Origin of the sequence: Variovorax raffinosi (assembly GCF_051216615.1) — a bacterium.
Taxonomy (GTDB): Bacteria; Pseudomonadota; Gammaproteobacteria; order Burkholderiales; family Burkholderiaceae_C; genus Variovorax.
Window position 1 is genome coordinate 345,260 of record NZ_JBPJZR010000005.1, and the last position, 17,529, is coordinate 362,788.

General features: G+C 68.3%; 14 protein-coding genes and 1 pseudogene. 5 read left to right on the forward strand and 10 right to left on the reverse strand.

The window, feature by feature from the left end:
* Positions 1-17 precede the first annotated feature (17 nt).
* From ACSFB7_RS18075 to ACSFB7_RS18085, 3 genes are read right to left on the reverse strand one after another with little or no spacing between them, the layout of a single operon-like run.
* Positions 18-1,106, reverse strand: a complete 1,089-nt coding sequence (locus tag ACSFB7_RS18075) for an ABC transporter permease (RefSeq protein ID WP_435472487.1) — start codon at positions 1,104-1,106, stop codon at positions 18-20.
* On the reverse strand, positions 1,103-2,626 hold the full coding sequence (locus ACSFB7_RS18080) for a sugar ABC transporter ATP-binding protein (protein ID WP_435472489.1): 1,524 nt from the start codon (positions 2,624-2,626) through the stop codon (positions 1,103-1,105). Before ACSFB7_RS18080 ends, ACSFB7_RS18075 begins: the two co-directional genes overlap by 4 nt.
* Entirely contained in the window at positions 2,623-3,552 is a 930-nt protein-coding gene (locus ACSFB7_RS18085) for an SMP-30/gluconolactonase/LRE family protein (RefSeq protein WP_435472491.1), read from the reverse strand. Before ACSFB7_RS18085 ends, ACSFB7_RS18080 begins: the two co-directional genes overlap by 4 nt.
* Positions 3,553-3,796: 244 nt before the next feature.
* On the opposite strand from ACSFB7_RS18085, the gene ACSFB7_RS18090 reads away from it, so the two are divergent.
* On the forward strand, positions 3,797-4,807 hold the full coding sequence (locus ACSFB7_RS18090) for a LacI family DNA-binding transcriptional regulator (protein WP_435472493.1): 1,011 nt from the start codon (positions 3,797-3,799) through the stop codon (positions 4,805-4,807).
* A 156-nt stretch (positions 4,808-4,963) separates the two neighbouring features.
* The gene (locus ACSFB7_RS18095; protein WP_435472495.1) at positions 4,964-5,791 is read left to right on the forward strand and encodes an HDOD domain-containing protein; all 828 of its coding nucleotides are present in this window, start codon (positions 4,964-4,966) and stop codon (positions 5,789-5,791) included.
* A 27-nt stretch (positions 5,792-5,818) separates the two neighbouring features.
* On the opposite strand, the gene ACSFB7_RS18100 is transcribed toward ACSFB7_RS18095, so the two are convergent.
* Positions 5,819-6,889, reverse strand: a complete 1,071-nt coding sequence (locus tag ACSFB7_RS18100; RefSeq protein ID WP_435472497.1) for an L-idonate 5-dehydrogenase — start codon at positions 6,887-6,889, stop codon at positions 5,819-5,821.
* A 16-nt stretch (positions 6,890-6,905) separates the two neighbouring features.
* On the reverse strand, positions 6,906-7,859 hold the full coding sequence (locus ACSFB7_RS18105; RefSeq protein ID WP_435472499.1) for a 2-hydroxyacid dehydrogenase: 954 nt from the start codon (positions 7,857-7,859) through the stop codon (positions 6,906-6,908).
* Positions 7,860-8,044: 185 nt separating this feature from the next.
* On the opposite strand from ACSFB7_RS18105, the gene ACSFB7_RS18110 reads away from it, so the two are divergent.
* From ACSFB7_RS18110 to ACSFB7_RS18120, 3 genes and pseudogenes are all read left to right on the forward strand, one after another.
* Complete coding sequence (locus ACSFB7_RS18110; RefSeq protein WP_435472501.1) at positions 8,045-8,806, forward strand: SDR family oxidoreductase; 762 nt, start codon at positions 8,045-8,047, stop codon at positions 8,804-8,806.
* Between the two features lie 18 nt (positions 8,807-8,824).
* A pseudogene (locus tag ACSFB7_RS18115) lies at positions 8,825-9,778 on the forward strand (NAD(P)-dependent oxidoreductase); the annotation flags it as partial.
* Between the two features lie 49 nt (positions 9,779-9,827).
* Complete coding sequence (locus ACSFB7_RS18120; RefSeq protein WP_435472503.1) at positions 9,828-10,169, forward strand: EthD domain-containing protein; 342 nt, start codon at positions 9,828-9,830, stop codon at positions 10,167-10,169.
* 12 nt (positions 10,170-10,181) lie between these two features.
* Here the strand turns inward: ACSFB7_RS18120 and ACSFB7_RS18125 are convergent, their stop codons facing one another.
* The 5 genes from ACSFB7_RS18125 to flhB are packed head-to-tail and all read right to left on the reverse strand — an operon-like array spanning position 10,182 to position 17,494.
* Positions 10,182-10,916, reverse strand: a complete 735-nt coding sequence (locus ACSFB7_RS18125) for an RNA polymerase sigma factor FliA (RefSeq protein WP_435472505.1) — start codon at positions 10,914-10,916, stop codon at positions 10,182-10,184.
* Between the two features lie 27 nt (positions 10,917-10,943).
* Positions 10,944-11,798: a MinD/ParA family ATP-binding protein gene (locus tag ACSFB7_RS18130; RefSeq protein WP_435472507.1), complete on the reverse strand. Its 855-nt coding sequence runs from the start codon at positions 11,796-11,798 to the stop codon at positions 10,944-10,946.
* A 10-nt stretch (positions 11,799-11,808) separates the two neighbouring features.
* Positions 11,809-14,259: a flagellar biosynthesis GTPase FlhF gene (flhF, locus tag ACSFB7_RS18135; protein WP_435472509.1), complete on the reverse strand. Its 2,451-nt coding sequence runs from the start codon at positions 14,257-14,259 to the stop codon at positions 11,809-11,811.
* The gene (gene flhA, locus ACSFB7_RS18140; RefSeq protein WP_435472512.1) at positions 14,256-16,355 is read right to left on the reverse strand and encodes a flagellar biosynthesis protein FlhA; all 2,100 of its coding nucleotides are present in this window, start codon (positions 16,353-16,355) and stop codon (positions 14,256-14,258) included. Before flhA ends, flhF begins: the two co-directional genes overlap by 4 nt.
* On the reverse strand, positions 16,352-17,494 hold the full coding sequence (gene flhB / locus ACSFB7_RS18145) for a flagellar biosynthesis protein FlhB (protein ID WP_435472514.1): 1,143 nt from the start codon (positions 17,492-17,494) through the stop codon (positions 16,352-16,354). The genes flhA and flhB overlap by 4 nt, the downstream gene beginning before the upstream one ends.
* Positions 17,495-17,529: the final 35 nt, after the last annotated feature.

Consider the following 17,529-nt stretch of genomic DNA (forward strand, 5'->3'; position numbering starts at 1 on the left):
GTCTGTCTGAAGGGCCGTCAGGCCGAAGGCGTCGAGGGAACCGATGGCGCGTGATCGAGCTGCCGCTCGGCAATGCGCCGCTTGATCGAGCGGTTGCGCCGCTGCTGCGCCCAGCCCGCGATGCCGATGGACACCAGCAAGGTCAGGCCGTTGAAGAGCGGCTCGACATAGAAAGCGCCGCCGAACTGCTGGATACCCGAGATGCCGATGGCCAGAATGGCCACGCCCACCAGCGTGCCCCACACGTTCACGCGGCCGGGCCGGATGGTGGTCGAGCCGAGGAAGGCACCGACCAGCGCCGGCAGCAAAAATTCGAGCCCCACGCTGGCCTGCCCGATCTGCAGCCGCGAGGCCAGCAGCACCCCCGCAAAGCCCGACAGCAGGCCCGACGCCACGAACGCGCCCATCACATGCCTGCGCACCGAAATGCCGTTGAGCTGCGCCGCCTTCGGGTTGGCACCGATCACATACAGCGCCCGGCCCAACGGCGTGAACTCGGTGACCACCCACAGCGTGACGCTCACCGCGAGCACGTAGAAGGCGCCGATGGGCAGCCCCAGCAGGTTGCCGCCCGCGATGCCGACAAAGCCGTCGGGCAACTCGCCCACCACCTGCCGCCCGCCGCTGTGCCACATGGCCACCGCGTAGATCACGGTGCCGGTGCCCAGCGTGGCAATGAAGGAATCGATCTGCGCCAGCTCGACCAGCAGGCCGTTGAGCACGCCGAACAGCGCGGCGCAGGCCAGCACCACCAGCACGGCCACCGGCCATGGCAGGCCCAGTTGCGTCTGCAGGCTGATCGCCAGGATGTGCCACAGCACGATGCCGTAGCCCACCGTGAGATCGATCTTGCCGGTGATCATCGGGATGGTCGCGGCCAGTGCGAGCAGCGCGATCACCGACTTGTCGGCCAGGATCGCACGCAGGTTGAACAGCGTCGGAAAGGTGTCGGGCAGCAGCAGCGAGAACAGCAGCGCCAGCCCCACCATCAGCACCACCAGGCCATAGACCGGCATCGCGCGGCCGATGCGCTGCGACACGGAAAGCGCTTCGCCGTCGAGGGACTTGTCGGGCTCCAGCGCGGTGGACTTGATCGAACTGCTCATGCGGAAATTTCCTCGTGCGCCACGACGGCGCCTGCTGCCAATGCCAGAAGTTTTTCGACCGTGATCGCATCGCCTTCGAGTTCGGCGGCGATCAGCCCGTCGCGAAAGACGAGCACGCGGGTGCACACGGTCGCGATTTCCTCGAAGTCGGTGGAGACCACCACCAACGCCGTGCCGGCCTCCGCGCGTTCGCGCAGCACGCCGTAGATCTGCCGCTTGGCGCCGACGTCGACACCGGCGGTCGGCTCTTCGAGCACCACGAGCGGCTTGTCCAGATGGAACCAGCGCGCCAGCACCACCTTCTGCTGGTTGCCGCCCGAGAGCTGCTGCACTTCGGCCGACGGTGCGGGCGGGTTGACGTCGAAGCGGCGGATCAGCGCGAGCGCGCTGTCGTTCTCGCGGCGCGGGCGGCCGAAGGCCAGGCCGCGGTCGCCATGCATCGCGGCATTCGGAAAGAGGTTTTCCAGCACGGTCATCGAACCAGCGAGGTTTTCTTCGAGCCGTTCGCCGGCCACGTAGGCCACGCCGGCGCGGATGGCATCGGCGGGGCAGGTGAAAGCACACGTCTTGCCCAGCAGGTCCATGCGCCCGGCCGACAACGGCTCGCGTCCGAAGATGGCGCGGCTGATCGCTTCATGCCCCGCGCCGCGCAGGCCCACCAGCCCCAGCACCTCGCCGCGATGCACGGCCAGGCTCAACGGCCCGGCGTTGCCGCTGGCCGCGCCGTCGAGCCGCAGCACGGGTTCGCGGCGCGCAGGCGCCCTGGCTTTCTGCACCGAAGCCGACAGGGCCTTGCCGACGATCAGGCCCACGAGTTCGCCTTCGTTCGTCCCGGCCGTGGTCTTCACGGCCACCAGCTTGCCGTCGCGCATCACGGCCGCGCGGTCGGAAATCGCCATGACCTCGTCGAGCCGGTGCGACACGTACAGCATCGCCATGCCTTGACGGCGCAGCGCGCGCAGCACGCCGAACATGCGCTCCACGTCGCTCATCGGCAGGCTGGCCGAGGGCTCGTCGAGCACCAGCAGCCGCGCCTTCACTTCGAGCGCACGGCCGATGGCGAGCAGGGATTTTTCGGCACGTGTGAGCGAGAACACGCGGCGGCCGGGGTCGATGTCGCAGCCCACGCGCGCCATCACGCGGCGCGCGATGGTGCTGGCAGCGGACCAGTCGATCAGGCCGAAGCGGCGCGGGTAGCCGGTGCCAAGGCACACGTTCTCCGCCACCGTCATCCACTCGACAAGGCCGAGGTCCTGGTGGATGAAGGCCACCGGCTGTTCGCGCCGGTCGTTGCGCCGCCAGTCGGCCTGCGCGCGGCCGTCGAAAAAAATCTCGCCCTGGTCCGCGGGGTAGATGCCCGCGAGCAGCTTGATGAGCGTCGACTTGCCGGCGCCGTTCTCACCGAGCAGCGCGAGGATTTCGCCGGCGCGCACATCGAGCGTGACGTTGTCGACGGCCTGCGTGCCGCCGAAGCGTTTGCTGATGGACTGGAACTGCAGCAGATGCGGCGTGTTGCTCATGCGCAGGTCGCTCCCCGTGTGTTCAGGCGGATGCGATAGAGCGAGGTCGAGGCGCACACATACAGCTCGTTGCCCTGCGCGCCTCCGAAAGTGAGGTTGCCCACTTTCTCCGGCACCGCGATGCGCGCCATGCGCGTGCCGTCGGGGTGGTAGACCTGCACGCTGTCGGCGCTGCTCGTGTAGACGAAGCCGTGCACGTCGACGCGAAAGCCATCGGACAGCCCCGGGTTCACCACCGCGAACACGCGCGGGTTGGCCAGGTCCTGCCCGCCGATCACGTCGAACGCGACGATGTGGTGATGGCCCGAGCCATCGCTGCGCAAGGCCGCCGAGGTGTCGCTCACGTAGAGGATGCTTTCATCGGGCGAGAAGGCCAGGCCATTGGGCTCCTCGACGAAGTCGCTCACCGAACGCAGCGCGCCGTTGGCGGGGTCGAGGCGAAAGACATGGTTGCGGCCCAGCTCGCTCTCGGCCTTGTGGCCTTCATGGTCGGACGCAATGCCGTAGGGCGGATCGGTGAACCAGATGCTGCCGTCTCGCTTGACGACCACGTCGTTGGGCGAGTTGAGCCGGCGGCCCTGGTAGCGGTCGACCAGCACTTCGTCGGCCAGCGGCACGAGGCCGCCCGGCGCGAAGCGCGTACGCACGATGGCGCGCAGGCCGTGCGAGCAATGCAGCAACGCGCCGTCAGCTTCGCGCGTGTGGCCGTTGGTGAACTCCACGGCCTCGCGCCACACCTGCATGCCGGTGTCGGCGTGCCAGCGCAGCATGCGGTTGTTGGGAATGTCGCTCCACAGCACCGCGCCGTCTTCCTTCATCCACACCGGGCCTTCGCTCCAGATGGCGCCGGTGCACAGGCGCTCGAGCGCGGTGCCGGCCTGTGGCGCGACGAAAGAAAAGCGGGCGTCGAAGACTTCGATGGGCATGGCTGAAGTCTGGCATCAAAAAGGTACCGGTAACTTAGGCTTTTCCCGCAGATGCCTCTGTGGACTTTTATCTCTAGAATTTTCAGAGAAAGCGAAGTTCTTCCGGCATCCAAAGAGGCCCTTCAGTCGTTATCGGTATCTCATCAACCCCGGCGCGTCCTGTCGCATATCCTCGAACCCGATTTCCAGAGAGCGCCCATTGCCCCCGACCAAAGCCCCCGCCCCCCTCTCCCGCCCGGCGACCATGGCCGATGTGGCCGCGCGCGTCGGCGTCTCGAAGATGACGGTCTCGCGCGCGCTCAACCGCAGCGTGGGCAGCGACCGCGTGACCTCGGAGGCGCTGCGCCAGCGCATCCTGCAGGCCTGCGAAGAGATGGGCTACGTGATCGACCAGACGGCACGCACCTTCTCCAGCAAGCGCTCGGGCTTCATCGCGGTGCTGATCCCCTCGCTCAACAACTCCAACTTTTCAGAGACCGCGCAGGGCATCACCGCGGCGCTGGAAGCGCGCGGCCTGCAGGTGCTGCTGGGCTACACCGACTACCGCGTGGAGACCGAAGAGCGCCTGCTGCGCGCCATGCTCGCGCGCCGGCCCGAAGGCGTGATCCTCACGGGCGGCGCCCACACGCCCGCCGCGCGCGCCATGCTGCAGGCGGCCGGCGTGCCGGTCGTCGAAACCTGGGACCTGCCCGCCACGCCCATCGGGCACACGGTCGGTTTTTCGAACGCCGAGGCCGCCGCCGCGATGGTGCGGCACCTGCACGGCAAGGGCTACCGGCGCATCGCCTACATCGGGGGCACCTCGAACCGCGACACGCGCGGTGCCGACCGGCAGCGCGGCTATGCGCATGCGATCCGCGAACTGGGCTTGCCCGACGGACGCGTCATCAGCTTCGGCCAGCCGCCGATCTCGATGGCGCAAGGCGGCGAGGCGGTGGCGCAACTGATCCGCCAATGGCCCGACGTGGACGCCGTGCTGTGCGTGTCCGACCTCTCGGCCTTCGGCGCGCTGATGGAATGCCAGCGCCAGGGCTGGGACGTGCCGGGCCGCATCGCGATCGCGGGCTTCGGCGACTTCGAGGTGGCGCGCGCCTGCCACCCGCGCATCACCACCGTGGCGGTGGATTGCGTGGGCATCGGCAAGGCCGCGGGCGAGCTGCTGCTGCGGGTGATCGACGGCACGCGGGACGGGCACCGGCCGCCTGCGGAGACGGTGATGATTCCGTTCCATATCGAGCAGCGCGAAAGCTCCTGAGGCGGTTCCGAAGCCTCCGGGCGAGGCCGGCATCGCCCCGCCAGGCCGCACCTACGGGAATCCGTAGAAATTACAGATTCGCACGGATCGGTGGTTCGCCAGGCGGTGCGCGAGCGCAAAATCTTTTGCATACATACGCAACATCCCCTTCGCGCCATGACACTCGACGAACTCTTTGCCAGTGACGAGTCGCTCCCCACCGTCCCGAAGGTGGTGTCCGATCTGATCGTGATGTTGCGCAACGACGATGTGCCCTTCGCGGCCATCGCGCACCGGATCGAGCTGGACCAGGTGCTCGCGGCGCGGGTGCTGCAGATGGTCAACTCGCCGTTCTTCGGGCTTCGGCGAAAGATCTCGTCGATCCAGGGCGCGATCCTGATGCTGGGCCTCTCCACCATCCGCTCGCTGGTCGTGAGTTCGGGCCTGTCCGGCGCCTTCAGGAAGGTGGAGGGCGTCAACCTTCCCGACTTCTGGGCCCACAGCCTGCGCGTGGCGTCGGTCTCGCGGTACCTGGCGTCCAAGACCCGTCGCGTCGATGCCAACCTGGCATTCACCGCGGGCAGCATGCACGCCATCGGCCACCTGCTCATGGCGCAGGCGATGCCCGAGCGCATCGCCGCGCTGAACACCCTTCACCCCTTCGATGCGCTGGGGCGCGCGCAACTGGAACTGGTCGAGTTCGGCTACCACTACGGCGATGTGAGCGCGTCGCTGGCGCGGCGCTGGGACTTCGCTGCCGACCTGGTCGGTGCGCTTTCGAGCTTCGTGAGCCCGGCGAAGTCGGAACACCCCGATGCGCTCGGCGGCGTTCTTCACCTGGCCGTGTGGCGCGTGGCGCTGGAGCGCCAGGGCGTGGACCTGAGCAACGTCGGTGGTTTCTGGCCGAGCCAGTCCGCCATGGCCGTCGGCATCACCGAAGACATCGTGCAGGAGATGCCGGCACCGCGCGTGCTTGCCGCGGACCTCGAATCGATGATCGCCTGACCTCGCCCGGCAACCCGCGGCCTTCGCTCACTGCGGTTGCGCGACGGCGGTATCCGCAAAGTCGATCAGCACCTTCATCGCCTGCTTCCGGTCGCTCGCCAGCTCGAAGGCCTCGCGCGCCTTCAGCATCGGAAAGGTGTGCGTCACCACCGGCGACAGGTCGACCCGCCCTTCGTTGATGAGACGCACCGCCAGCGCAAACTCGGCGTGGAAGCGGAACGAGCCGCAGATGCTCAGCTCCTTGGCCACCACCATGTTCTGCGGAATGCTCACGTCGCCGCCCAGGCCGAGCTGCACGACCACGCCGCGCGGGCGCATCACCTCCAGGCCGTCGCGCAGCGCGCGTTCGTTGCCCGAGCATTCGAGCATCACGTCGAAGGTGCCCTTGTCGGCCGAGTAGCGCGACACCCAGGCCTTGTCCTGCGCGACATTGATCGTCTGGTCGGCGCCCATGGCGCGTGCAATCGCCAGCGGCTCATCGACCACGTCGGTGGCGGTGATCTCGGCCGCGCCGTGCGCGCGCGCCGCCGCGATCGCCAGCACGCCGATGGGCCCGCAGCCCGACACCAGCACGCGCTTGCCCAGCAGCGGCCCGGCGCGCGAGACGCCATGCAGCCCGACCGAGAACGGCTCGGCCAGCGCCGCCAGCCGCAGCGGTATGTGGTCGGCCACCTTCACGCATTGCGTGGCCTCGCACAGCAGCATGTTGCGAAAGGCGCCCTGCACATGCGGCGTGCGCATCGCGCTGCCGTAGAAGCGCATGTCCAGGCACTGGTTGGGCAGGCCTTCGAGGCAGAACTTGCAGGCGCCGCAAGGCCGGCTGGGGTTGACGGCCACCTTGTCGCCGATGCGCACGCTCTCCACGCCCGGCGCCACCGCCACCACGGTGCCGGCCACTTCATGGCCCAGCACCATCGGCTCCTTGATGCGCACGGTGCCGAAGCCGCCGTTGTGAAAGTAGTGCAGGTCAGACCCGCAGATGCCGCCCATGCCGACCTTCACCAGCACCTGGCCGGGACCGATCTCGCCGGCGTCCTGTTCGTCCAGGCGCAGGTCGTCGGGCGCGTGGATCACGAGGCACATGCAACGCAAACGCATGATGTTTTTTCTTTCTTCAGGCCACGGGGGTGATGAGGGGCTGGCCCGCGAAGTGGGCCTCCAGGTTGCGGCGCACCAGCTCGCCCATGGCGCGGCGCGTCTGCTCGGTGCCGCTGCCCTGGTGCGGCGTCAGCACCACGTTGTCGAGCGCCGCAAAGCGTGCATCGATGCGCGGCTCGTTGAGGAACACGTCGAGCGCCGCGCCGGCGATGCTGCGCGATTCCAATGCCTGCAGCAGCGCGCCTTCGTCGACCGTGGTGCCGCGCGATACGTTCACGAGCCAGCCCTTGGGGCCGAGCGCCTGCAGCACCTGCGCATTGACGATGCCGCGCGTGGCCTCGCCGCCGGGCAGGATGACGATGAGCACATCGCACCAGTCGGCCATGGCCGGCAGGCTGCTGAAATGGCGGTGCGGGCTGTCCTGCTTCGCCGTGCGACTGAAGTAGCCCAGTTCCACATCGAAGCCCGAGAGCCGCCGCGCGATGGTGCCGCCGATGCGGCCGAAGCCCGCGATGCCGATGCGCTGGCCGAAAACGCGCGTTGCCAGCGGCACGCCGCCATTGGCCCAGGCACCGCTGCGCACGAAGGTGTCGCCGGCCGCAATGCGCCGCTGCAGCGCCAGCGTGAGCCCCACGGCCAGGTCGGCCACATCGCCGTTGAGCACGTCGGGCGTGTTGCTCACGCGGATGCCGCGCGCGCGGCAGGCGGCCAGGTCGATGGCATCGGTGCCCACGCCGTAGCAGGCGATCAGCTCCAGCTTCGGCAAGGCCGCGATGAGCTCGGCATTGGCGCCCAGTTCGCCGCGCGTCGCGATGGCGCGAATGTTCGGCCCGTGCTCGGCGATGAAGGCCTGCCGGTCCGCCGCCTCCCACAGGCGATGCAGCGTGTAGGCCGCCTGCATCGGCACCATGTCCCATTCCGGATAGGTGCCAGTCATCAGCACGTGCGGGGATGTAGCGGTAGCGGTCAAGCGGGTCTCCTGCGGATGGCGTTTCGGGTCGATGAAATTCAAAGGATACCGGTAACTCTAATTGATCGAGCATAAATCCTGCAACGCAGGTTTTACCGGGTTGACGATCCAATAAGATACCGGTAACTTATCCCCGCTGTCACGCATCAGGCACGCCGTTGCGCCCCACTCCCCAGGAGCTTCTTTTGAAACTGTTCGATCTGTCCGGGCGCACCGCCCTCATCACCGGCTCCAGCAAAGGCATCGGCTTCGCGCTGGCACAGGCGCTTGGCGCGGCCGGCGCGCGTGTCGTGCTCAACGCGCGCGATGCCGCCTCGCTCGCCGCGGCCCGCGATGCGCTGCGCGCCCAGGGCGTCGCGGCCGAAGCCGTGGCCTTCGACGTCACCGATGCCGCAGCGGTCGAAGCCGGCGTGGCCGCCATCGAAGCCGACATCGGCGCCATCGACATCCTCGTCAACAACGCCGGCATGCAGCATCGCGGCCCGTTCGCGGAATTCCCCATCGATGCCTGGCACAAGATCACCACCACCAACATCGACAGCGTGTTCCTGGTCGGCCGCTTCGTGGCGCAACGCATGATCGAGCGCAAGCGCGGCAAGATCATCAACGTGTGCTCGGTGCAAAGCGAGCTGGGCCGCCCCGGCATCGCGCCCTACGCCGCCACCAAGGGCGCGGTGAAGATGCTCACCAAGGGCATGGCGATCGACCTGGGCAAGTACGGGATCCAGGTCAACGGCCTCGGGCCGGGCTACTTCAAGACCGAACTGACGCAGGCGCTGGTGGCCGACGAGGCCTTCACCTCGTGGCTCTCGGGCCGCACGCCCGCCGGCCGCTGGGGCGACGTGGAAGAGCTGGGCGGCGCGGCCATCTTCCTGGCCTCGGACGCATCGAGCTTCGTCAACGGCCACATCCTGTACGTGGACGGCGGCATCACCGCGAGCCTGTAGCACCGTGTCCGGCGCGCAGCTTCTCCAATGCGCGAAGGCCGCCTCCATGAAAGCGCCCGCATGAGCTCATCTTCTTCCACCCCACCCGCCAGCCAGCGCGTGGCCGTGATCGGCGTCGGCATCATGGGCTCGGCCATTGCGCGCCGGCTGCTCGAATGCGGCCACACGGTCAGCGTGTTCGACCTCGACACGCAGAAGGTCGACGCGCTGAAATCGAATGGCGCCCGGGTCGCCGGCACGGCGGCCACGGCTGCGGCAGTGAGCGACTTCGTCATCACCAGCCTCAACTCGGCCACCGTGGTCGAGCGCGCGATCTTCGGCGAGGCCGGCATTGCCGCCGCACCCGCCGACGCGCAGCGGCTGCTGATCGACATGTCCTCCATCGACCCGCCGTCCACCCGCAAGCTCGCGCAGTCGCTGCGCGAGCGCACCGGCATGGGCTTCGTCGATGCGCCGCTTTCGGGCGGGGCGCCCAAGGCGCTGCTCGGCCAACTGACGGTGATGGCGGGCGGCAGCGCCGACGACGTGCAGCGCGCACGCGCCGTGATGGACAGCCTGTGCGCCAACTACACGCACATGGGCGAGAGCGGCGCGGGCCAGACCACCAAGCTGGTCAACCAACTCCTGTGCGCCATCGGCTTCCAGGCCGTGGCCGAGGCGGTGCGGCTGGCCGAAGCCGGCGGTGTCGATGCATCGAAGCTGCCCGCCGCATTGGCCGGTGGCCGCGCCGACAGCCAGATCCTGCGCGAGTTCGGACCCAAGATGGCCGCGCGCGACTACACGCCCACCGGCCGCATCGACAACATGCTCAAGGACCTCGAAGCGGTGCAGGCCTTTGCACAGGGGCAACGCCTGCCCTTGCCGCTGACCGGTGCCGTCTCGGAGCTGCATCGCAGCTTCGTTGCGGCCGGCCTCGGCGCCGAGGACACGGCCGCCATGATGCGGCAGTTCAGCGGCTACGACCGCGCCTGATCCGCGCATCGGCACACCCCACAGTTTTCAAACCGGAAAGAAGAAATCCATGTTCATCCGCTGCGCGTTTTTCAGGGGCCAGGTCAAGGCAGGCATGCAGGAAGCCTTCGACCGCCACGTGCACGACAAGCTCGTGCCGCTGTGGACCCGCTTTCCCGGCGCGCTCGAAGTGCGCGTGCTGCGCCAGCTCGAAAGCGATGTGAGCGATCCCGAGCTGGCGATGGTGCTGTCCATCCGCTACGCGAGCCGTGAGGACATCGCACGCGCGCTGGATTCTCCCGTGCGCTACGAGAGCCGCGAAGTGTCGAAGACGCTGTTCGAGATGTTCGACGGCACGGTCTTCCACACCGTGTTCAGTGCCGAGGAATTTCCGCTCGCCGACAAGGCCTGAAACGACCGCCCGCTACAGCACGTCCTTGAGCTTCGCCCGCAGCCGGCTGATCGCCTGGCTGTGCAACTGGCACACGCGCGACTGGCTCACTTCGAGCACCGCGCCAATTTCCCGCAGATTCAGCTCTTCCTCGTAGTAGAGCTTCAGCAGCAACTGGTCGCGGTCGGGCAGCGCACCGATGGCGTCCACGAGCTGGTGGCGAAAACCGCTCTCCAGCAGTTGCTCCAGCGGATCGTCGCTGCTGCGGCGGTCCTTGCGCGTGTCCTGCGCATGCGTGTCGAGGAAAGGGTTGTCGGGCTCGCCCTTGGCAAAGTCTTCGACGTACAGAAGCTGGCAGCCCTGGATCTCCTGCAGCATCGACTGGTAGGCCTCCAGGTCGATCTTCAGTTCCTTGGCAATCTCGCCCTCGGTGGGCGCGCGCCCGAGCCGGTGGCCCAGCGCCTGAATCGCCTTCTCGATGCCGCGCGCCGACTGGCGCAGGCCGCGCGAGCCCCAGTCGTTGGCGCGCAGCTCGTCGAGCATGGCACCACGGATGCGCTGGCTGACGAAGGTTTCGAACTGCGCGCCACGGTTGTCCTGGTAGCGGCTCGATGCGTCCAGCAGGCCCAGCATGCCGGCCTGGATCAGGTCGTCCAGCTCCACGCTGGCGGGCAGCTTGGCCATCATCTGCAGCGCGATGCGGCGCACCAGCGGTTGGTGCTGCGCCAGCAGATGCGATTTCTCGATGGTTCCCTGTGCGGTGTACACGGCCGTCCTTTTCCGGTTTCGTCCAGCTCAGGCGGCGACCGCGTGCGGCGATGGCGACAACGACGGCAACAGCGCAGCGGCGCGCCCGCCCGACGGCGCGCGCGTTGCCGCCTCGCGCCACGGCCAGCGCCCCATGTCGTCGGCGATGCGGCGGAAATCGACAGCGGCCGCGCTCGCGGGAAAAGCCTCGACCACGGTCTGCCGCAGGCGCCATGCATCGGCCAGCCGCGCATCGGACCGCACCCAGCCGGCCGGCTGCAGCGACAGCGCGAGATAGCGGCTGCCCGCATTGGCCAGGTTGCTCATGATCTTCCGCACGCCCTCGACATCGGCCACGCCGTTGACCAGAAAGCGCAGTTGCTGGAGCCCGTGCGCGTAGTGCAGGCGCTTGATGCCCGCATACGCCGAGGTGATGGATGCGGGATGCGGCTGCAGCACCAGCAGCAGTTCGTCCGCGCCCTGCGCCAGCGCCGACAGCCGGCCTTCGCCATCGAAGGCCGCATCGACGATGACCACGCCGCTGGGCCACATCGAACGCGGGTCGGTCGCGTCGTCAGCCACGCCGGGCGGTGCGGGCAGCACGTGCACGCCGCAGGCCGCGCGCGCGGCGGTCTTCTCGATCGTCAGGCGCTGGCTCGCAACATCGGCCAGGTTCCCCAGCGGATCGATGGCCCATCCGTCGCAGGCCGAGCGCACCTTCGGGCAATGCTCGTCCAGCAGCAGCACCTGCTTGCCCTGCTGCACCAGCGCCGCGCCCAGGCTCATCGCAGTGGTGGTGGCACCCGCGCCGGGGCCCATGCCCGCCACGGCGACAACCCGCGTCGGCGTCTGCGCGAGCAGGCGCCGCAATCCGTCTGCCTGATCCGTGACCCGCTTGCTCATGCCATGCGCCTCACCCCATCTGCGCCAGTGCGCGCGGCGCCTGCGTGGGCGCGGTCGATTCGGTGCCCAGCGCTTCGAGCAGCAGGAAGAACTTGCCCACGCCCGCATACAGCGCGCCGCCGGTCATCGGCCGGCCGGCACGCACGGGGCGCCCCGTCAACTGGCTCAGCAGCATGCGCGTGCGCCCGGCCCATTCGCCGTCCGCCTGCAGCAGGCGCCACACGGTGGTGCTCATCTGGCCGGCGATCAGCAGGCGCTTCATCATGTTCGGGTCGCCCAGCTCGCCCATGCCGCCGACCAGTTGCACGCCGTCGCGCATCAGGCGAAAGCACGGCTCGGCCTCGTTGGCCCAGCCCTGCCATTGCGCAAGCTGCTGCGCGCCGACTTCGCTGCCGACGTTGGACAGCGCATAGCTTTGCGACAGCAGCTTGCGGCTGCGTGCATCGATCACCTTCGTGGCCACGCAGCGCAGCGTGGGCATCGCTTCGCGGCCGATGCCGGCGGCCACGGCGGCAGCGCCGGGGCGCGGCACCACCTCGGCATGCGCATCACACTGCAGCGCAGGCTTGCCACGGAAGCTCACGGGCCGCGCTTCGCCGTAGTCGAAGCCGATGCGTGCGAGCGTGCAGGCGGCGCCGGTGCGCGGATCGATCACCGCCGTCGAGCCCGGCGCGCGCGCCAGCCAGCGCTGGCCCGTGGCCTGCCACTGCACCACGAATTCAAGGCCGGGCAGCTTGCCCAGCACATGCACCAGCGACTTGCCGAAATCCTGCTGGCGCAGCCACTGCACCTGGCGCATGCCGGGCCTGCGCGTGGCATCCGTCGCGCCGCGCGTGGCGGCGGTAGACAGCCACTGGTTCGGCGCGGCCAGCGGCAGGCCCGTGCGGTCCGACAGCAGCAGGCTGCCGTGGCATTCATAGGCATCGCCGCTTTCGCTGGAGCGCAGCCCGACCTGTCCGCACAGCGCGAGCACATGGGTCTCGCAACCGGCGGCGACTTCGCCGCGGGCGTGTTCCGACAGATCCTGCAGCACCGCCTTGTGGCCGATCGCATCGTCTTCCGCCTGGCGCCAGAGTCCGCGCGCGCGCTCGAAGCCGATCTGCGCGCCGGCCAGCGCGCTCGCGGCGGTGGCCAGCTCTTGCGCGTCGTGCGCCATGGCGCGAATCAGGTTCTGGTACTTCAGGCGCAGGCGGTCGGTCTCGCCCTGTGCCTGCACCACCTGCGCCGACGGGCCCGCGCCTGCGGGTTCGTCGTGCAGATCGATTTCCGCAGGCACGAACAGCGGGCTGTGCTGGCGCGGCTGGAACACGCTGTCCACCAGTTGCGCGCGGTCGGCCTTCATCAGGTTCTCGGGCACCTTCTGGCCGCTGGAGATGTAGTGCACCGGCAGGCGGTGACGGATCACGGTGTCGATCAGCGCGCCCGGGTGCGTGGCCTCGTCGACCTTGGTGAAGATGCAGCCCGTCAGCTCGTTGCCGTTGCGGTAGGCATGCACCACTTCATTGAGCGTGTCGCCGTGGCTGGTCGCGTTGAGCAGCAGCAGCCGCTTGACCGGCCGCTGGCTGCTGCCGAACATGGCGATCTGCTCCGACACGGCGCGGTCGCGCTGGCTCATGCCGACGGTGTCGATCAGCACCATGTGCTTGTCGCGCAGGTCCTGCAACACGAGGTGCAGGTCGGCCGCGTCCTTCACGGCATACACCGGCACATTGAGAATTTCGCCGTAGATGCGCAGCTGCTCGTAGGCGCCGATCCGGTAGCTGTCGGTGGTGACCAGCGCGAGCTTGTCGGCGCCGAAGCGCATCACGCAGCGTGCGGCCAGCTTGGCCGTGGTGGTGGTCTTGCCCACGCCCGTGGGGCCCATCAGCGCATACACGCCGCCCTGCGCGAACAGCGCGTCTTCGTCTTCATGCACCGGCACGGCGCGAATGAGTTCGGAGCGCACGAAGGCCATGCCTTCCGCATAGGTCTGACCGGTGGGCAACTTCTCCAGCATGGCCTTGGACAGCCGCGCGCTGAAGCCGGCACCGAGCAGCGTGCGCAGCAGGCGGCCGCGCACCGGGTCGCGGCGCTGCTTGTCGCTCCAGACCACGCTGGCGAGCTGTTCCTCGATCATTCCGCGCATCGAATGGAGTTCGCTGAGCACGGCCGTGTCCGCCGGTGCAGTCGCCGCCGCAGCCGCGATCGCGGCGAGCGGCATCGGTGCCGGCGCGGCAACCGGCGCCACCGGCACGACGGGTTCCACCTGGATGGCGGGCGCGGCCTTCTCCAGCGCGTCCTGCACATCGCCTTCGGCCATGGCGACGATCTCCACGCCCTCGGCCGTGGCGCGGTGGGTGAGCACGATGGCTTCGGCGCCGAGCGCCTCGCGCACCAGTCGCAGGGCCTCGCGGCCGGTGGCCGCGACGAATTTGCGTGCGGTGGTGCGCACGTCGCGCATGTCGGTCTGCTGGGAATTCAAACTCGTCCTCCAATGGCGGCGGTGATCTTGATGGTGCGGGAATCAGGTATCTCGGCATGCGAGAGCACCTTGAGCTGCGGCAGGCTGCGCCGCAGGAAACGGGACAGCAGCACGCGCAGCGAGTGCTGCACGACCAGCACGGGCGCCAGGCCCATCTGCTCCTGGCGCACGATCGCGGCCTGCGCCTGCTGCAGCAGGTTGTCGGCAATGCCGGGCTCGATGCCGCTGCTGTTGGTCAGCGCCTGTTGCAGCACGCCGTCGAGCGAGCCGTCCAGGCCGATCACCTGCATTTCGGTGTCGCCCGGGAACAGTTGCTGCGTGATGGCGCGGCCCAGCGCCAGGCGCGTGAGCGTGGTCAGCTCGGTCGGGTCCTTGATGGTCGGCGCGTGCTCGGCCATCACGTCGAGGATGGTGCGCATGTCGCGGATCGGCACCTCTTCGTCGAGCAGGTTCTGCAGCACCTTGTGCAGCGTGCTGAGCGACAGCACCTTGGGCACCAGGTCTTCGGTGAGCTTGGGCGCGGTCTTGCCGATCTGGTCGAGCAGTTGCTGCACTTCCTGGCGGCCCAGCAGCTCGGCGGCGTGGGTCTGGATCAGGTGGTTCAAATGCGTGGCCATCACGGTGCAGGCATCGACCACGGTGTAGCCGTACACCTGCGCCTGCTGGCGCTGGCTCGCGTCGATCCAGGTCGCGGCAAGGCCGAAGGCCGGGTCGCGCGTGGGCGTGCCAGGCAAGGTGCCGGTGACCTGCCCCGGGTTGATCGCCATCCACTGGTTGGGGAAGGCCTCGCCCCGGCCGATCTCCACGTCCTTCAGGCTGATGACGTAGGTGTTGGGCTTGATCTCCAGGTTGTCGCGGATGTGGACCACCGGCACCAGAAAGCCCACCTCCTGCGCGATCTTCTTGCGGATGCTCTTGATGCGGCCCAGCAGCTCGCCCTGCTGCGACTGGTCCACCAGCGGGATCAGGCGGTAGCCGACCTGCATGCCCAGCGGATCGACCATGGCCACGTCGTCCCAGGTGGCCTCGGCCATCTCGGCCGTGGGCGCAAGGTTCGCGGCCTCTGCGGCAGCGGCCTCCTGCGCGGCGGCTTCGCGCGGCTTGCGCATCACCAGGCGGCGGCCCAGCCACACCAGCCCGCCCGCGATCAGCAGGAAGGCCAGATTCGGCATGCCCGGGATCATGCCCATCAGGCCGATGATGCCGGCCGTGAGAAACAGCACCTGCGGGTTCGAGAAAAGCTGGCCCGTGAGCTGGCTGCCCACGTCTTCGTCGGTGGTCACGCGCGAGACGATCACGCCGGCGGCGGTGGAGATCACCAGCGCCGGAATCTGCGCCACCAGGCCGTCGCCGATGGCCAGCAGCGTGTAGGTCTTGCCGGCGGTCGAGAAGTCGAGCCCGTGCTGCAGCATGCCCACCACCAGCCCGCCGATGATGTTGATCACCATGATGAGCAGGCCCGCGATGGCGTCGCCACGCACGAACTTGCTGGCACCGTCCATGGAGCCGTAGAAGTCGGCTTCCTGCGCGACTTCGGCGCGGCGCTTGCGGGCCACTTCCTCGCCGATCAGGCCGGCGTTCAGGTCGGCGTCGATCGCCATCTGCTTGCCCGGCATCGCGTCGAGCATGAAGCGCGCGCCCACCTCGGCAATGCGCCCCGCGCCCTTGGTGATCACCATGAAGTTGATGAGCACGAGGATGATGAACACCATCACGCCGACCGCGAAGTTGCCGCCCACCAGGAAGTGGCCGAAGGCCTCGATCACCTTGCCCGCCGCATCCGGCCCCGTGTGGCCGTGCATCAGCACCACGCGGGTAGAGGCCACGTTCAGCGACAGGCGCAGCAGCGTCGAGAACAGCAGCACCGCAGGGAAGGCCGCGAAGTCCAGCGCCTTCATGGTGTACATGCTCACCAGCAGCACCATCACAGACATCGCGATGTTGAAGGTGAACAGCAGGTCCAGCAGGAAGGGCGGCAGCGGCAGCACCATCATGCTCAGGATGAGGATGATCAGCACCGGGCCGGCAAGCCCCTTCAGTGGCGCCCCCGAGAGCATTCGCGTCGGCAGACGCAGAAGATTTGTCATCGCGTTCATGCGGGGTCCACGGAATATTGAAGATCGGCCGGCACCGGCAGATCGGTAGGTGTGCGGGGTGCGTCGCCGCCCTCGTTCTTCCAGCGCTTGAGCTGGTAGACCCAGGCCAGCACTTCGGCCACCGCGGTGTACAGGCCCGCCGGGATTTCTTCACCCAGCTTCGTGTGCTTGTAGAGCGCGCGCGTGAGCGACGGCGCTTCGAGAATGGCGACCTTGTTGTCCTTGGCCAGTTCGCGGATGCGCGCCGCAACCAGCTCGGTGCCCTTGGCCACCACGCGCGGTGCGCGCATGTCGCTGTCGAGGTAGCTGAGCGCCACTGCAAAGTGCGTCGGGTTGGTCAGCACGATGTCGGCCTTGGGCACCTCGGCCATCATCCGGCGGCGTGCCATCTGCTGTTGCTGGCGGCGGATCTGCGCCTTGATGTGCGGATCGCCTTCGCTTTCCTTGTGCTCCTGGCGCACGTCTTCGCGCGACATGCGCAGCTTGCGGAAGTAGGTCCACAACTGAAACGGCACGTCGATGAGCGCGACGAGGAACAGCGTGGCCGCGATCAGCGCGCAGTGCTTGGCCACCAGCACGATCGCGTGCGGCAGCGCGTAGTGCGCGGGCTGCGACATCAGCGCCATCACCGGCTCGATGTCGTTCACGATCACCCACCAGGCCACGCCGCCGATCAGCGCCGACTTGGCCAGCGCCTTGAACAGCTCGGCCAGCGACTGCGCGGAAAACATGCGGCCGATGCCGGCCAGTGGATTGAGCTTGCCGAAGTTCGGCGCGACGGCCTTGGTGGAAAACATCCAGCCGCCCAGCATCAGCGGCGCGGCCACCGCCGCCACGATCATCATGCCGAACAGCGGGCCGATGGCCATGAGCGCCTGCAGCGCCATGAGCCCGGTCTGCGCCAGCATGTGCGAGGGATCGAAGGCGCTGGCGCGGTCGAACTGCAGGCCGCGGCGCAGCGCGCCGCTCATGCTCGCGTTGAGCGACTCCGCCGCGAACCACAGCCCCGCGCTGGCGGTGCCCAGCATGACGAAGGTGGTGAGCTCGCGTGAACGGGCCACGTTGCCTTCCTCGCGCGCCTTCTCCAGGCGCCGCTCGGAGGCGGGTTCCGTTTTTTCGAGATCGCTTTCCTCAGCCATTCATGCTCCGAACCAGCACTGGCGAAGTACGCCTT

Coding starts and splice junctions, on each gene's coding strand:
- ACSFB7_RS18075 (WP_435472487.1), bottom strand. CDS start 1,106: ATGAGCAGTTCGATCAAGTCCACCGCGCTGGAGCCCGACAAGTCCCTC.
- ACSFB7_RS18080 (WP_435472489.1), bottom strand. CDS start 2,626: ATGAGCAACACGCCGCATCTGCTGCAGTTCCAGTCCATCAGCAAACGC.
- ACSFB7_RS18085 (WP_435472491.1), bottom strand. CDS start 3,552: ATGCCCATCGAAGTCTTCGACGCCCGCTTTTCTTTCGTCGCGCCACAG.
- ACSFB7_RS18090 (WP_435472493.1), top strand. CDS start 3,797: ATGGCCGATGTGGCCGCGCGCGTCGGCGTCTCGAAGATGACGGTCTCG.
- ACSFB7_RS18095 (WP_435472495.1), top strand. CDS start 4,964: ATGACACTCGACGAACTCTTTGCCAGTGACGAGTCGCTCCCCACCGTC.
- ACSFB7_RS18100 (WP_435472497.1), bottom strand. CDS start 6,889: ATGCGTTTGCGTTGCATGTGCCTCGTGATCCACGCGCCCGACGACCTG.
- ACSFB7_RS18120 (WP_435472503.1), top strand. CDS start 9,828: ATGTTCATCCGCTGCGCGTTTTTCAGGGGCCAGGTCAAGGCAGGCATG.
- ACSFB7_RS18130 (WP_435472507.1), bottom strand. CDS start 11,798: ATGAGCAAGCGGGTCACGGATCAGGCAGACGGATTGCGGCGCCTGCTC.
- flhA (WP_435472512.1), bottom strand. CDS start 16,355: ATGAACGCGATGACAAATCTTCTGCGTCTGCCGACGCGAATGCTCTCG.
- flhB (WP_435472514.1), bottom strand. CDS start 17,494: ATGGCTGAGGAAAGCGATCTCGAAAAAACGGAACCCGCCTCCGAGCGG.